The organism is Achromobacter kerstersii (genome assembly GCF_902859595.1).
GTDB classification, from domain to species: Bacteria; Pseudomonadota; Gammaproteobacteria; order Burkholderiales; family Burkholderiaceae_B; genus Achromobacter; species Achromobacter kerstersii.
The window spans coordinates 49,459-63,102 of sequence record NZ_CADIJQ010000011.1 but is presented as its reverse complement, the minus strand read 5'-3'; the positions used below and the strand labels follow the sequence as shown (position 1 = coordinate 63,102).

Here is a 13,644-nt window from a genome sequence, read left to right as displayed (position 1 = left end):
GGCTCAAGCGCCCTCGCCTTGTGGCAAAAATGCGAATCGCCGCCGCTTGGGGTTTGCCGCGCTTGTTCCGGTCATACGCGCTGGATAACATCCGCTAACAATCTAATTCGAATTTCCAGCGCGCCCGCCTCATCCCATGTTCAAACGCACTCTTCGGCAGCACGCGCTGGCCGCGGCGCTGGCCCTGTCCGCCGCCGTCGTTGCCGGCTGGGTCGCCTGGCACCCGCTGGCCTTGAAGACCGAGCCAGTCCCCGCCGCCGCACCCGGCATCTACATCCCCAACCTGGGCAACACCCTGAATGAGCAGACGCGCAACCTGTCGCGGCTGAGCCAGGCGCTGCGCACGGGCGACCGGCTGGTGATCCTGGGGTCGTCCGAGCTGACCAGCAACGACCTGCGTTTCGTGCCGTATCGCTACCTGGCCGACGAATTGCAGATGCCCGTGCTGGCGTATGGCCATTCGGGCTTCCAGTCTCTGGGCATGCAGTTTGTGCTGGCCGCGCTGGCCAATGACCTGTCGCCCGCGTCCCGGGTGGTGATCATGCTGTCGCCCGGCTGGTTCGATGGCGACGGGGGACTGAGCGCGGACGAATTCAACGAACACGCCAACCCGCTCTTGCCGCGCCTGCTCAAGCAGCCCGAGGGCCGGGCGGAACTCGCCCGCTGGCTGCAAGACAAGGGCGACGCCCGCGTGGCCTGGTCGATGATGGCCGAACAGGCCTACGTGTTGCGCCAGCGCCTGGTGGATCTATGGGCGCCCGCGTACGCCGCATCCGCCCCCGTGCAGGAACCGGAAGGCCCGGCCGCCGCCGCGCGCGTCGTCGACTGGGATGCGCTGGCCCAAGAGGCCCAAAGCGCGGAACAGAGCCTGATGGCCGGCAACCGCTATGCCGTTCGCGATGACTTCTTCAACAAGTACCTGCGCACGATCCCCGAAGGCGGCAAGACCGCCTACCAGCCGCAGCCCCTGACCGGGCGCGACGAGCTGCGCGAATTGACCGCGCTGATGGCGCTGCTGCGCCAGCACAACGTGAACGCGCTGTTTGTGATGCAGCCGCTGCACCCGATGGTGTTCAAGGATCTGAATCGCTTTGAACCCGTGCAACGCGAAGTGGCCTCGCTGTGCCAGCGCTACGCCATGACCTGCATGGACATGTACAGCGCGCCGTTCGAAGTCGGGATGCTGCGCGACGTGCAGCACCTGGGCGAACTGGGCTGGCTGCGTGTGAATCAGAAAATCGCCGAGACCTTCCGGCCATGACAGGCGCCCAGATATGAAAAGAACCCTTTGGCTGTGCCTGTTGTATCTGGGCGTGCTGGCCGTGCTGCTGATTCAGGCCGACACGGCCGCCAACCTGGGCAAACCGATGGAAATCGAGTTCCAGTACTCCAAGTTCTGAAGCGGCTGACGGGGACGGACCAGGCTTTGGTTTTCCAACGCAACCAGGGTCAGGTCACAAATCTGCAATAATCGGCTCCTCTCGCCGGAACCTCGCCCCCCGCCTCCATGTTCGACCTCTTCCACGGCCTAGATCTCTGGGTCGGCCTCAGTCTTGTGCTGGCCCTGACATTCGTCCTGGCCTTTGAATTCATCAATGGCTTTCACGACACGGCAAACGCCGTGGCCACGGTCATTTACACCAAGGCCATGCCGCCGCATCTGGCGGTAGTGCTGTCCGGCATTTTCAACTTCCTGGGCGTGCTGCTGGGCGGCGTGGGGGTGGCATACGCCATCGTGCACCTGCTGCCGGTGGAGCTGCTGATCAATGTGGATACGGGACGCGGGCTGGCCATGGTGTTCGCCATGCTGGCCGCGGCCATCGCCTGGAACCTGGGCACCTGGTACTTCGGCATCCCGGCGTCAAGCTCGCACACGCTGATCGGTTCGATCCTGGGCGTGGGCCTGGCCAACGCCTTGATCACCGACCTGCCGCTGGCCGATGGCGTCAACTGGGGCAAGGCGGTCGATATCGGCCTGTCGCTGGTAGCCTCGCCCATCGCCGGCTTTGTGGTGGCGGGCGGGTTGTTGCTGCTGCTCAAGCGGTGGCTGCCGGTCTCGAAGATGCACAAAACGCCTGACCAGCGCCGCGCCATCGACAACAAGAAGCACCCGCCCTTCTGGAACCGCCTGGTGCTGGTGCTGTCCGCCATGGGCGTGAGCTTTGTGCACGGTTCCAATGACGGGCAAAAGGGTATTGGCCTGATCATGCTGGTGCTGATCGGCATCGTGCCGGCCAACTTCGTGCTGGATACGGCCAGCACCACCTACCAGATCGAACGCACCCGCGACGCGGCGAACCATCTGAACGTGTTCTACCAGCGCAACGAAGCGATGCTGGGCGACTTCCTGGCGCTCAAGCGTTCGGATTCCACCACCGAACTGCCCCGCAATTTCCGCTGCGACCCCGAACTGACCGTGCCGACGATTGCCGCCCTGCAAACCGACCTGGCGGGCGTCAGCAACTACGCCGACCTGTCGGCAGAAAAGCGCATCGACGTCCGCCGCTATCTGCTGTGCCTGGACGATACCGCCAAGAAGGTGTCGCGCATTGAAGGGCTGCCCGCCCGTGAACGCGCCGACTTGCAACGCCTGCGCGCCGACCTGACCGCCACCACCGAATACGCGCCCTTCTGGGTGATCGTGGCGGTGGCCCTGGCGCTGGGCGCGGGCACCATGGTGGGCTGGCGCCGCGTGGTGCTGACCGTGGGCGAGAAGATCGGCAAGCAAGGCATGACGTATGCGCAAGGCATGTCGGCGCAGGTGACGGCGGTGGCCGCCATCGGTCTGGCCAACGTGTTCAGCCTGCCCGTGTCCACCACCCACGTGCTGTCCTCAGGCGTGGCAGGCACGATGATCGCCAACAAGACCGGCCTGCAAGGCAACACCGTGCGCAACATCCTGCTGGCCTGGGTGCTGACCCTGCCCGCGTCGATGGCGCTGGCGGCCGGCCTGTTCTGGATCGGCGTGCAGATCGCGGGGTAATGGCTGGCTGTGGTTGGCCAATGGCCGGCTGATGGCCCGCTAATGGCTGGCTAATGGCTGGCTAATGGCTGGCTAATGACCGGCTAATGGCAAGACGGCCGTGCGGGCAATCCGCACGGCCGATGCAACACTCTGGCAACCGCGCCAGGGCTGTTTTTCAGCAAAGCCCGCGTCTACCATGGCGCCATGGCTACCTCGACCCCCACCCTGCATTACATTTTTGATCCGCTTTGCGGCTGGTGCTATGGCGCCGCGCCGCTCGTGGACGCCGCCCGCCGCGTCGCCGGCCTGCAAGTCACGCCCCATGGCGGCGGCATGATGACCGGCGGCAACCGCCAACCCGTCTCTGACGCCTTGCGACGCTACGTCATGCCGCACGATGAACGCATCGCGGGCCTGACAGGCCAGACTTTCGGCAAGGACTACTTCGACGGTTTACTGCTCGACACGGGCGCCGTGTTCGACTCCGAACCGCCCACCACCGCCATCCTGGCTGCGCAAACGCTGGCGGGCCGCGGGCTGGACTTGCTCAAGCGCTTGCAAGTGGCGCACTACGTAGAAGGCAAGCGCATTGCCGACCCGGTGGTGCTGAAGTTGCTGGCTCGCGAAATTGGCCTGGACGGCGATGCGTTCGATGCCGCCTACGCAACGGCCGAAGGCGCGGATACCGCCGCCCACATCGCGGCCAGCCGGAAGCTGCTTGCACAGGTGGGCGGCACGGGCTTTCCCACCATGGCGCTAGAGCAGGACGGCGTGTACACGCTGCTGGAACCGGCCAAGTATCTGGGCCGTCCGGAACTGTGGCAAGCGGATTTGCAGGCGCGCGTGCAAGGCAAGAAGGCGTAAAAAAAAGGAGGCGGCGTTAAGCCCGCTGGGTTAAGCCCGCTGGGTTCAGTACGCCGCAATCACCTCGCTGCATTCACCCCGCTGCATTCGCCCCGCCGCATTCACCCCGCTGCACTCACTCCCGCTGCATTCACCCCCGCTGCATTCACCCCGCCGCGTTCACCCAGCCAACGCCAGCAACACGCCATACCCCGCCATTCCCAACAACACGGCGACGCCAGTATTGGCGACAAGGCGCGCGGCCACGCCCGTGACGACCAAGCCGCCCACATAAGGCGCGATGCGGGCGGCGTCCGCCCCCGCATCCATCAAGTCAGGCACGATCACCGCCGCCGCGATGCCCGCCAGCAGGCTGGGCCCCAGCGCGGCCAGCGCCGAGCCTTCGCGCGACAAATGGCGCAACAGGCGGCTGCGTTCGGACAACATGAAAGGCAGCGCGCGCGTCAGATACGTAATGACGGCCATCGCAATCACCGCGCCCCAAAAACCCAAGCCTTCGGCGTTCATGCTGACCTCTTCAAACGGTAGGCCACGCAGCCGACGATGGCGCCGACCAGAATCGCCAGCGTCGTATGCCCCATGGCGGCCACGGCGGCCGCGCCCGCCACCGCGGCGATGACGGGCAAGCCCATGCCGCGCTTGGCGCTCTGGCACACCAGCGCCATGAACAGCGCGGGCAAGGCGAAACGCATCACTTGCGACAGCATCGGGTAATGGCGTTCCAGCCCGTCGCCCGCGTAGACGCCCACCGCCGTGCCGGCGATCCACGTCAGCCAGGCGCCCAGCCCCAGCGCAATCATCCAGCCCTGGCGCCGCGCGGGCGGCACGGTTTGCAGGCGATTGAAGGCCGTGGCGAAGACCTCATCAGTCAGCAGAAATGCGACCTTCAACCGGTCGCGCAGCGCCGCCGGCAGAAAGCGCGACAGCAGCGGGCCATACAGCAGATGGCGCGCATTCAACAGCGAACACAGCGCCACCACCCATAACCAGGGCGTGCCGGCCTTGATCGAGGCCAGCAGCAGGAATTGGCTGGCCCCGGCGTAGACAAATACGGAAATCAGGATGACTTGCAGCGGGGTCAGCCCCGCCGCCATGCCCGCAATGCCGAACGTCACGGCCACCGGGAAGTAGCCGATCATGACGGGCAGGCAGGATTTCAGGCCATCCAGGCGCGCGCTGGCCGCTGGGGCCTGCGCGGAAGGGGAAGACGTCTCCAAGATGCGTTTCGCTTGTTTGTTGTGGCAAAGCAAGCGCGTAGTTTACTGGCCCCTTATCCCCTCTGCCCCTCTGCCCCGGCCGTAATCAGCGGTCCGTTCCCTCCAGCGCACGCAGGTGCGCCTTCAGGCGGCGCACTTCCTGGCTCAGGTCCAGGATCAGCGCCACGGCGTCCAGGCTGGCGCCGAAATCATGCTCAAGGCGGCGGGCGTGCAGGGCGCGCTGCAAGTCGACGCTGTAGAAGCACCATTCCGCCTGCTGGCCGCTGGCGTTGACGATGCCGACCTCTACCAACTGAGCGACCCATTCCACTTCCGCGCCGCATGCGCGCGCCAGGTCGTCCGCGCTGAGCGGCTGTGATTTGCCCACGACGGTGGCGCTGGTGATGACAACTTTCTTCATGATCAAACCCCCATGTGGCGCCGTGGGTTGAAGGGCACGTCTTGCTGGAGCTTGCGGTAGGCCGCCTTGGCCGCCTCGCTATCGGCAGGCGGCAACACCAGGTCCAGCACCAGGTACAAATCGCCCGGCGGATCACCCGGTATGCCGCGCCCGCGCAGACGCAGCTTGCGCCCATTGCCCGAGCCAGCCGGAATCGACACTTCAACGGTGCCGCCCGGCGTGGGCGTGTTCACCTTCGCGCCCAGCGCGGCTTCCCAGGGCGCCACCGGCAGCGTCATGTAAAGGTCACGCCCTTCCGCCCGATATTGCGGATGCGGCTTGAAGCGCACTTCCAGGTACAGATCGCCATTTTCTCCGCCGCCGTAACCGGGCATGCCCTGCCCCGACAGCCGGATGTACTGGCCTTCACGCACGCCCGCCGGAATGCGCACGCTGAGCGTGCGCGTCTTCATGTGGGGGCGGCCCTGGTCGTCCATCTCCATGGCCCGTAGGCTGATGTCGCGCGTCGCGCCCTTGAGCGCGTCTTCCAGGTCGACTTCGATGGCGGCGTGATGGTCGTCTCCGCGCGCACGAAAATCCTGCTGGCGCGCGCCGCCGCGCTGGCCGCGTCCGCCAAACAGTGACGAAAAGAACTCGCTGAATTGCGCTTCGTCGCCGGGCGCTGCGCCGCGGTGGAATTCGAAGCCTTCGTCCCAGCCTGGCGGCGGTTGGAAGCCGCCATCGGGCGACACGCCAGCCGCAAGATTGTCATAGGCCAGGCGCTTTTCTTTGTCGCGCAAGACGTCATAGGCCTCGTTGACGTCGCGCATGCGGACCTCGGCGTCGCTTTCCTTGCTGACGTCCGGATGATATTTGCGGGCGAGTTTGCGGTATGCGCGCCGGATTTCGTCTTCCGACGCGCCGCGCTCCACCCCAAGAATGCTGTAGTAGTCCTTGAACTCCATGTTCCAGCCCACCTTAACGGTTTCGGCCGCGCGCGGCGGCGCCGCATCCGGCCTTGAATATCAAGAAGATAGGGGTTGCGAACCGATTTTTCAATGTCATTCGCCAGGGCGGCTGGCCGCGTTTGGAAGCATTTGGGCCGTAAGCGTCAGTGACTTGTCGCATCAGTGGCGTAGTATCTGATTTTTACCGGTCGGCCCTACCCTTTGCCCGTCCGCCCGGATCACCCCGCAGGATTCACGATGAAGATGAGCAACATCCCCTTCGGCACCACTGATTGGTCCGAAGTCGAACGCACCGAACACGCTGGCGACACCGGCATGGCGTACTGGCGCACCCGCCAGTTTGGTGACCTGCGCGTGCGCATGGTCGAATACACGGCCGGTTACCTGGCCGACCACTGGTGCAGCAAAGGCCACATCCTGTTCTGTCTGGAAGGCGAGCTGCACACCGAACTGGAAGACGGCCGCCAATTCCTGCTGACCCCGGGCATGAGCTACCAGGTGGCCGATCAGGCCGAACCGCATCGCTCGTCTACCGCCACGGGCGCCAAGCTCTTCATCGTTGACTGACGCGCCGGCGCGACACGGCAAATTGCAATTGCGTTACGCTTTGCAATTCGCATGGCCTCCCGCCACGTGTCGATTCCGTACCGCCATCGCAACCCCCGCCTGACCGGAGACATGATTTGGGCGCCCCGATTACGCTATACGTCGATTCCCAGTTCCTTAGCCCCTACGCCATGTCGGTGTATGTGGCGCTGACCGAAAAGCAGTTGCCTTTCGAAGTGCGCCCCATTGACCTGAGTGCGGGCGAGCAACGCATGCAGCCCTATCAATGCCGCGCGCTGACGGCCCGCGTGCCGGCGCTGACGCATGACGACTTCAACCTGACCGAGTCGAGCGTCATCGAGGAATACCTGGAAGAAGTCTTCCCCGCGCCCAAGCACGCGGCGCTGTATCCCCAAGGCATCCGAGAACGCGCCCGCGCCCGCCAGTTGCAAGCGTGGCTGCGCAGCGACCTGGGCGCGCTGCGCCAGGAACGCCCCACTGAAACCGTGTTCTACGGCCAAGCCGGCCAGCCCCTGTCCGACGCCGCGCACGCCGCGTCGGCCAAGCTGATCCAGGTGGCCAGCTACCTGGTTGGCGTGGGCCAGACGACGCTGTTCGACGACTGGTGTATTGCCGACCTGGACTTGGCGGTGACGCTCAAGCGCCTGGCGCTGGATGATCTGCCCGACCCCTTGCGCGCCTACGCCGATGCCCAATGGCAACGGCCCTCCGTCCAGAAATGGCTGGAGCACAACGCCGCCGCGCGGGACTGACTCCCCCGCAGGCGCCGCGATGCCATGGCCCCAAACAGCTGAAGCCCTCTCCAAAGCCGTGCGTCACGCCCTGTTAAGCAGGGACAGATAGCACGCTTTTTTTTGACCGGGATCAACCCATCTTATGTTGCAGCGCAGCATCCGTTGCGGTGTAATGGGGAAGTCAACTCGGCCGGTTCCACTCGGGAATCGGCCCGGCGGCCTTTCGCCGCCGGGAGCAACTTACAGGAGATCGCCATGGCCGGTTCCGGCAACGATCGCGTCCCCACCCCGTCCTTCAACCCCTGGACGGCCGCCTACGAATACGCCGTGGATGCCTGGCAGCGTGGCGTGCTCTACGCCGATGTGCTGCGCCAGCGCGGCAACCAGTACCACGAACACATGGCCAAGCGCGCGCCCAACGTGCTGAGCATGGAGTTTGAGCTGGTGCTGGATGGCCGCGAATTGCCGCGCCCCGTTAACTACGGGCTGTTGCGCATCAAGCCGCCCGCCGACGTGGAAACGGACCCGATCAAACGCCCCTTCCTGGTCGTGGACCCCCGCGCCGGACATGGCCCCGGCATTGGCGGCTTCAAGCCTGAAAGCGAAATCGGCGTGGCCGTGCGTGCCGGCCACCCCTGCTACTTCGCCACCTTCCTGCCCCAGCCCATGCCAGAGCAGACCGTCGAAGACGTGATGATGGCGGAAGCGCACTTCCTGGAAAAGATCATCGCGCTGCACCCGGACGCGGAAGGCAAGCCTGTTGTGGTCGCCAACTGCCAGGCCGGCTGGCAGATCATGATGACGGCGGCGATTCGCCCGGAACTGTTCGGCCCCATCATCGTGGCCGGCGCTCCGCTGTCTTATTGGGCAGGCTGGCGCGGCATGAACCCCATGCGCTATTCCGGCGGTTTGCTCGGTGGCAGCTGGCTGACGGCGATGACCAGCGATCTGGGCAATGGCAAGTTCGACGGCGCCTGGCTGGTACAGAACTTCGAAAACCTGAATCCGGCCAACACGCTGTGGTCCAAGCAGTACAACCTGTACTCCAAGGTGGACACCGAGGCCGACCGCTACCTGAGCTTTGAAAAATGGTGGGGCGGCCACGTATTTTTGAACGGCCCCGAAATTCAGTACATCGTCGACAACCTGTTTGTCGGCAACCGCCTGTCCACCGCGGGTCTTGTGACGTCTGACGGCATCCGCATCGACCTGCGCAACATCCAATCGCCCATCGTGGTGTTCTGCTCCAAGGGCGACAACATCACGCCCCCGCCGCAAGCGCTGGGCTGGATTCCCGACCTTTATCAGAACGAAGCCGAAGTGCTGGCGCACGGCCAGACCATCGTCTACGCCGTGCATGAAAGCATCGGCCACCTGGGCATCTTCGTGTCGGGCAGCGTGGCCCGCAAGGAACACCAGGAATTCACGTCGAACATCGACATGATCGACGTGCTGCCGCCCGGCATCTACGAAGCCGAGATCGTCGACAAGACGCCCGACACGCCCAACGCCGACCTGGCGTTCGGCAACTACGTGCTGTCGTTCGAACAACGCAAGCTGGACGACGTGCGCGCCATCGTCGACCGCAAGGAAGAAGACGACCGCCGCTTTGCCGCGGTTGCCCGCATTTCGGACATCAACCTGGGCATGTACCGCAGCTTCATGCAGCCGTGGTTGCGCGCCATGGTCACGCCGCAATCGGCCGAATGGAGCCAACGCCTGCATCCGCTGCGCCTGCCCTACGAGCTGATCTCGGACCGCAATCCGATGATTGCGCCCATTGCCAAGGTGGCCGAGCAGGTGCGTGAAAATCGCCAGGAAGTATCGTCGGCCAACCCCTTCCTGATGGCGCAGGAAATGTTCTCAAACTGGGTCGAGACCAGCCTGAACATCTGGCAGGAAATGCGTGACTCGGCTGATGAGCGCACGTTCATGAGCGTCTATGGTTCGCCGCTGGTGCAGGACCTGGCCGGCTTGGGCGCGAAGTCTGGCCCGCCGCGCAAGCACCCGGGCGTGTCGCCGGAACATCGCCGCTTCATGGAAGAACGCGCGTCTGAGTTGCGTTCGCTGGTGCAGGAAGGCGGCTTGCGCGTCGCAGCCATTCGCATGCTCTTGTATGTATCCGGCGCGGAAGGCGGCCTGGACGAACGCAGTTTCGCCTTGATCCGCAAGATGCGCGCCGAATCCGACAACGCGATGACCTTGCAGGAATTCAAGGACGTCACGCGCGATCAGGCCTTGATCCTGACGCTGGATTCGGATGCCGCCATCCAGGCCATGCCGCGACTGCTTGAAAATTCGCCCGCTGCCGCCATCCGCGGCACGCTGCGCAACATGAAGCATGTGCTGGAAGCCGCCGAACCGCTGAGCCCCGCTGCACGCGAAAGCCTGGCGGAAATGGAGCGCATCTTCGAAACGGCCGAGCGCCGTGCGCTCAAGCGCGAACAGGGCAATGTGACCAAGCTGCCGGAGCCGTCCGCCCCGATCATGACGCTGGTCGAAGCGGCGGCAAGCGTGCCCGCCAAGAAGGCGGTGCCGCACCCCGAGGCGGCAAAATCCGCCGCGGCCGAACTCGAGGCGAAAGCGCCGGCGAAGCGAGCAGCCAAGGTAGCGACCAAGACGGCTGCTAAGACGGACACTAAGACAGACACTAAGACGGCCCCTAAGACGGCTGCTAAGACGGCGACAAGGACGGCGACCAAGGCAGCCGACAAGACCGCCGCCAAGCCGGCCACGACGGCGGCTACCAAGGCAGCTACGAAGGCGGCCACGTCGTCGGCCACCAAGACGGCCGCGCCCGCCAAGCGCGCCGCCAAGCCCGCCGCCCGTCAACCCGCCAAGGTGAAATCCGCATGACGCTGCCCACCTCGACGCATTACGACAAGCTCATCGCGCGCGCGCAGACGCTGGAACCGGCCTTCTGCGCCATCGCCCACCCCTGCGACGAGCCGTCGCTGTCGGCAGCGCTGGAAGCACGCGATCTGGGCCTGTTGCACCCGATTCTGGTGGGCCCGGAAAAGAAGATCCGCGACACCGCCGCCCAGTTCAACCTGAACCTGGGCGACGCCCGCATCGTTGACGTGCCGCACAGCCACGCGGCCGCCGAAACGGCCGTGGCGCTGGTGCGCAATGGCGAGGCCACCTTGCTGATGAAGGGCAGCCTGCACACCGACGAGCTGATGCATGAAGTGGTGGCTCGCACAACGGGCTTGCGCAGCGGCCGGCGCATCAGCCATGCATTCATCATGGAAGTGCCGACCTACGCCGAGCCGCTCTTCATCACCGATGCCGCCATCAACATCTTCCCCGACCTGGAAACCAAGGCCGACATCATCCGCAACGTGATCGACCTGCACCAGGGCCTGGGGCTGGGCGAACCGCGCGTGGCGATTTTGTCGGCGGTGGAACAAGTCACGCCCAACATTCCCAGCACCATCGAAGCCGCCGCGCTGTGCAAGATGGCTGACCGTGGCCAGATCACGGGCGGCTTGCTGGACGGCCCGCTGGCGCTGGACAACGCGATCAGCCCGGACGCCGCGCGCATCAAGGGCATCCGCTCGCCCGTGGCGGGGGTGGCGCAAGTGCTGGTGGTGCCGGATCTGGAAGCCGGCAACATGCTGGCCAAGAACCTGACGTTCCTAGCTAACGCCGAAGCCGCCGGCATTGTGCTGGGCGCGCGCGTGCCCATCATCCTGACCAGCCGGGCCGACAGCCCGCGTTCGCGCCTGGCCTCTTGCGCCGTGGCGGCGATCTACGCGCACCACCTGAGCCAGCAAGCAGCCCGTCCGCTGGCCTGACACGTTGGACTGACACGTTGGACTGACACGTTGGACTGACACGTTGGTCTGAAACGTTGATCTGAAACGCGGGGTTGATCCCCGCCCCATTGCTACCGGATTCCAGAGCCATGAGCGACACCATTCTCGTCATCAACGCCGGCAGTTCCAGCATCAAGTTCTACCTGTACGACATCGACGACAAGCAAGAACTCGCGCCGCGCCTGGGCGGGCAGCTGGAAGGCATCGGCACGTCACACCCCCGCTTGCGCGTGCGTGCCGCCGACGGCCAGACCCTGGTCGAACGCGACATTGCGCCCGCCCACGCCGCCGACGTGCCCAACGGCCAGGAAGTGGTCGGCACGTGGCTAAGCGGCCATCTGGGCGGCGCGCCGCTGGCGGTGGGCCACCGCGTGGTGCATGGCGGCCCGGATCTGTCTGAACCCGTCCTGATCGACGACGCCATCCTGGCCAAGCTCGACACCTTCACCCCGCTTGCGCCGCTGCATCAGCCAAACAATCTGGCGCCCATTCGTGTCATCCGCGAACGCCGCCCGTGGATTCCGCAGGTGGCGTGCTTCGACACCGCCTTTCACCGCAGCCATTCCGATGTGGCCGACCGCTACGCGCTGCCGGAATCGCTGTATCAGGAAGGCGTGCGCCGCTACGGCTTTCACGGTCTGTCTTACGAGTACATCGCGCAGCGCTTGCGCCAGGCGCTGCCTGACCTGGCGATGGGCAAGATCATTGCCGCGCATCTGGGCTCGGGCGTGTCGGCTTGCGCCATGTTTGAAGGCAAGAGCGTGGACAGCACGATGGGCTTCACCGCACTGGAAGGCCTGCCCATGGGCACGCGCCCCGGCCGGCTGGACCCGGGCGTGGTGCTGTGGATGATGGAACGCGGCATGGACCACGACCAGATCGAGCACCTGCTCTATCACGACTGCGGCATGAAAGGCCTGTCGGGCATCAGCAACGACATGCGCGAACTGCTGGCCAGCGATGCGCCCGCCGCGCAATTGGCGCTGAAGTATTTCGCGTGGCGCGTCGCCGAAGGCATGATCGGCCTGGGCTGCGCCATGAACGGTATCGACGGCATCGTCTTCACCGCCGGCGTGGGTGAAAATTCTGCCGAAATCCGCCAAGCCATCGCCGACCATTGGGGCTGGCTGGGCATCAAGCTGGACCCCGAACGCAACGCTCATCACGGGCCGCGCATCTCTACCGACGACAGCCGCATCGGCGTGTATGTGGTTCGCACGAACGAAGAGCTGATCATCGCGCAGCACACGCTGGCCTTGGTGCGTCAACGATGAACGCGCCCACCCTCAACCCGGCGCTGCCATTGGCCGGCAAACGTGGACTGGTTACCGGCATCGCCAACGCGGATTCCATTGCCTGGGGCTGCGCCAAGGCGTTTCGTGCGATGGGCGCGGAGCTGGCCGTAACCTACCTGAACGACAAGGCGCTGCCGCATGTGGAGCCGCTTGCGCGCCAGGTGGATGCGTCATTGCTGATGCCGCTGAACCTGTTGAACGAGGGCGAACTGGAAGCCGTGTTCGACCGCGTCACCGCCGAATGGGGCCAGCTGGACTTCGTGCTGCACTCCATCGCATTCGCGCCGCGCGCCGACCTGCACGGCCGCGTCACCGACTGTTCGCGCGAGGGCTTTCTGCAAGCGATGGACGTGTCGTGCTGGTCATTCATCCGCATGGCCAAACTTGCCGAACCGCTGATGGCCAAGGGCGGCGCCCTCTTCTGCATGAGCTATTACGGCTCGCAGATGGTGGTGGAACACTACAACATGATGGGCCCGGTCAAAGCCGCGCTGGAATCCGCCACGCGCTATCTGGCCGCCGAACTCGGCCCGCAAGGCATCCGCGTGCATGCGATATCACCGGGGCCGCTGAAGACGCGCGCCGCCTCGGGCATTGCGGAATTCGACGCCTTGCTGGACCGCGCCCAGTCCAAGGCGCCGGCGCGCAGCCTGGTGTCGATTGATGACGTGGGCGAAGCCACCGCCTGGCTCGCCACCGACGCCGCCCGCCTGATGACGGGGCAGACGCTGTACATCGACGGCGGCTATCACATCATCGATTAGGGGCACGCCAACGTCGGGGCAACGTCGGAGCAACGTCGGAGCAACGTCGGGGCGACGTCGGGGCAACGTCGGA

14 protein-coding genes are annotated in these 13,644 nt (G+C 65.1%); 10 read left to right on the top strand and 4 right to left on the bottom strand.

Annotation, left to right across the window (positions count from 1 at the left end; translation table 11 throughout):
• Nucleotides 1-136 precede the first annotated feature (136 nt).
• The 4 genes from HV765_RS25740 (at nucleotide 137) to HV765_RS25730 (ending at nucleotide 3,829) form a co-directional block, all read left to right on the top strand.
• Nucleotides 137-1,261 carry a D-alanyl-lipoteichoic acid biosynthesis protein DltD gene (locus HV765_RS25740; RefSeq protein ID WP_054422531.1) on the top strand — a complete coding sequence of 375 codons (1,125 nt, stop codon included), beginning with the start codon at nucleotides 137-139 and terminating at the stop codon, nucleotides 1,259-1,261.
• 13 nt (nucleotides 1,262-1,274) lie between these two features.
• Nucleotides 1,275-1,400, top strand: coding sequence for a hypothetical protein (locus tag HV765_RS32075; RefSeq protein WP_255696068.1), 126 nt, complete (start codon nucleotides 1,275-1,277; stop codon nucleotides 1,398-1,400).
• A gap of 107 nt (nucleotides 1,401-1,507) precedes the next feature.
• Nucleotides 1,508-2,983, top strand: a complete 1,476-nt coding sequence (locus HV765_RS25735; RefSeq protein WP_175171424.1) for an inorganic phosphate transporter — start codon at nucleotides 1,508-1,510, stop codon at nucleotides 2,981-2,983.
• 186 nt (nucleotides 2,984-3,169) lie between these two features.
• Nucleotides 3,170-3,829 (top strand): DsbA family protein, encoded by a 660-nt coding sequence (locus HV765_RS25730; RefSeq protein WP_175171423.1) that lies wholly within the window; start codon nucleotides 3,170-3,172, stop codon nucleotides 3,827-3,829.
• Nucleotides 3,830-3,988: 159 nt separating this feature from the next.
• On the opposite strand, the gene HV765_RS25725 is transcribed toward HV765_RS25730, so the two are convergent.
• From HV765_RS25725 to HV765_RS25710, 4 genes are all read right to left on the bottom strand, one after another.
• Nucleotides 3,989-4,336, bottom strand: coding sequence for an AzlD domain-containing protein (locus HV765_RS25725; RefSeq protein ID WP_175171422.1), 348 nt, complete (start codon nucleotides 4,334-4,336; stop codon nucleotides 3,989-3,991).
• Entirely contained in the window at nucleotides 4,333-4,968 is a 636-nt protein-coding gene (locus HV765_RS25720; protein ID WP_254600734.1) for an AzlC family ABC transporter permease, read from the bottom strand. The genes HV765_RS25725 and HV765_RS25720 overlap by 4 nt, the downstream gene beginning before the upstream one ends.
• Nucleotides 4,969-5,131: 163 nt before the next feature.
• Complete coding sequence (locus tag HV765_RS25715; RefSeq protein ID WP_054422535.1) at nucleotides 5,132-5,446, bottom strand: chaperone modulator CbpM; 315 nt, start codon at nucleotides 5,444-5,446, stop codon at nucleotides 5,132-5,134.
• Between the two features lie 2 nt (nucleotides 5,447-5,448).
• A complete protein-coding gene (locus HV765_RS25710) occupies nucleotides 5,449-6,390 on the bottom strand; it encodes a DnaJ C-terminal domain-containing protein (RefSeq protein WP_054422536.1) in 942 nt (313 codons plus the stop codon).
• A 240-nt stretch (nucleotides 6,391-6,630) separates the two neighbouring features.
• Between HV765_RS25710 and HV765_RS25705 the strand changes: the two genes are divergently transcribed.
• The 6 genes from HV765_RS25705 (at nucleotide 6,631) to fabI (ending at nucleotide 13,571) form a co-directional block, all read left to right on the top strand.
• A complete protein-coding gene (locus HV765_RS25705) occupies nucleotides 6,631-6,960 on the top strand; it encodes a DHCW motif cupin fold protein (protein ID WP_054422537.1) in 330 nt (109 codons plus the stop codon).
• 116 nt (nucleotides 6,961-7,076) lie between these two features.
• Nucleotides 7,077-7,712: a glutathione transferase gene (gene yfcF / locus HV765_RS25700; protein ID WP_175171420.1), complete on the top strand. Its 636-nt coding sequence runs from the start codon at nucleotides 7,077-7,079 to the stop codon at nucleotides 7,710-7,712.
• Nucleotides 7,713-7,949: 237 nt separating this feature from the next.
• Entirely contained in the window at nucleotides 7,950-10,550 is a 2,601-nt protein-coding gene (locus HV765_RS25695) for a DUF3141 domain-containing protein (protein ID WP_175171419.1), read from the top strand.
• Complete coding sequence (locus tag HV765_RS25690; RefSeq protein ID WP_054422540.1) at nucleotides 10,547-11,491, top strand: phosphate acetyltransferase; 945 nt, start codon at nucleotides 10,547-10,549, stop codon at nucleotides 11,489-11,491. The genes HV765_RS25695 and HV765_RS25690 overlap by 4 nt, the downstream gene beginning before the upstream one ends.
• Before the next feature lie 110 nt (nucleotides 11,492-11,601).
• The gene (locus tag HV765_RS25685) at nucleotides 11,602-12,786 is read left to right on the top strand and encodes an acetate/propionate family kinase (RefSeq protein WP_054422541.1); all 1,185 of its coding nucleotides are present in this window, start codon (nucleotides 11,602-11,604) and stop codon (nucleotides 12,784-12,786) included.
• Nucleotides 12,783-13,571 carry an enoyl-ACP reductase FabI gene (fabI, locus tag HV765_RS25680; protein WP_054422542.1) on the top strand — a complete coding sequence of 263 codons (789 nt, stop codon included), beginning with the start codon at nucleotides 12,783-12,785 and terminating at the stop codon, nucleotides 13,569-13,571. The genes HV765_RS25685 and fabI overlap by 4 nt, the downstream gene beginning before the upstream one ends.
• Nucleotides 13,572-13,644: the final 73 nt, after the last annotated feature.

Coding starts and splice junctions, on each gene's coding strand:
- HV765_RS25740 (WP_054422531.1), top strand. CDS start 137: ATGTTCAAACGCACTCTTCGGCAGCACGCGCTGGCCGCGGCGCTGGCC.
- HV765_RS25715 (WP_054422535.1), bottom strand. CDS start 5,446: ATGAAGAAAGTTGTCATCACCAGCGCCACCGTCGTGGGCAAATCACAG.
- HV765_RS25725 (WP_175171422.1), bottom strand. CDS start 4,336: ATGAACGCCGAAGGCTTGGGTTTTTGGGGCGCGGTGATTGCGATGGCC.
- HV765_RS25690 (WP_054422540.1), top strand. CDS start 10,547: ATGACGCTGCCCACCTCGACGCATTACGACAAGCTCATCGCGCGCGCG.
- HV765_RS25710 (WP_054422536.1), bottom strand. CDS start 6,390: ATGGAGTTCAAGGACTACTACAGCATTCTTGGGGTGGAGCGCGGCGCG.
- HV765_RS32075 (WP_255696068.1), top strand. CDS start 1,275: ATGAAAAGAACCCTTTGGCTGTGCCTGTTGTATCTGGGCGTGCTGGCC.
- HV765_RS25735 (WP_175171424.1), top strand. CDS start 1,508: ATGTTCGACCTCTTCCACGGCCTAGATCTCTGGGTCGGCCTCAGTCTT.
- HV765_RS25695 (WP_175171419.1), top strand. CDS start 7,950: ATGGCCGGTTCCGGCAACGATCGCGTCCCCACCCCGTCCTTCAACCCC.
- HV765_RS25720 (WP_254600734.1), bottom strand. CDS start 4,968: ATGATCGGCTACTTCCCGGTGGCCGTGACGTTCGGCATTGCGGGCATG.
- HV765_RS25685 (WP_054422541.1), top strand. CDS start 11,602: ATGAGCGACACCATTCTCGTCATCAACGCCGGCAGTTCCAGCATCAAG.
- HV765_RS25730 (WP_175171423.1), top strand. CDS start 3,170: ATGGCTACCTCGACCCCCACCCTGCATTACATTTTTGATCCGCTTTGC.
- fabI (WP_054422542.1), top strand. CDS start 12,783: ATGAACGCGCCCACCCTCAACCCGGCGCTGCCATTGGCCGGCAAACGT.
- HV765_RS25705 (WP_054422537.1), top strand. CDS start 6,631: ATGAAGATGAGCAACATCCCCTTCGGCACCACTGATTGGTCCGAAGTC.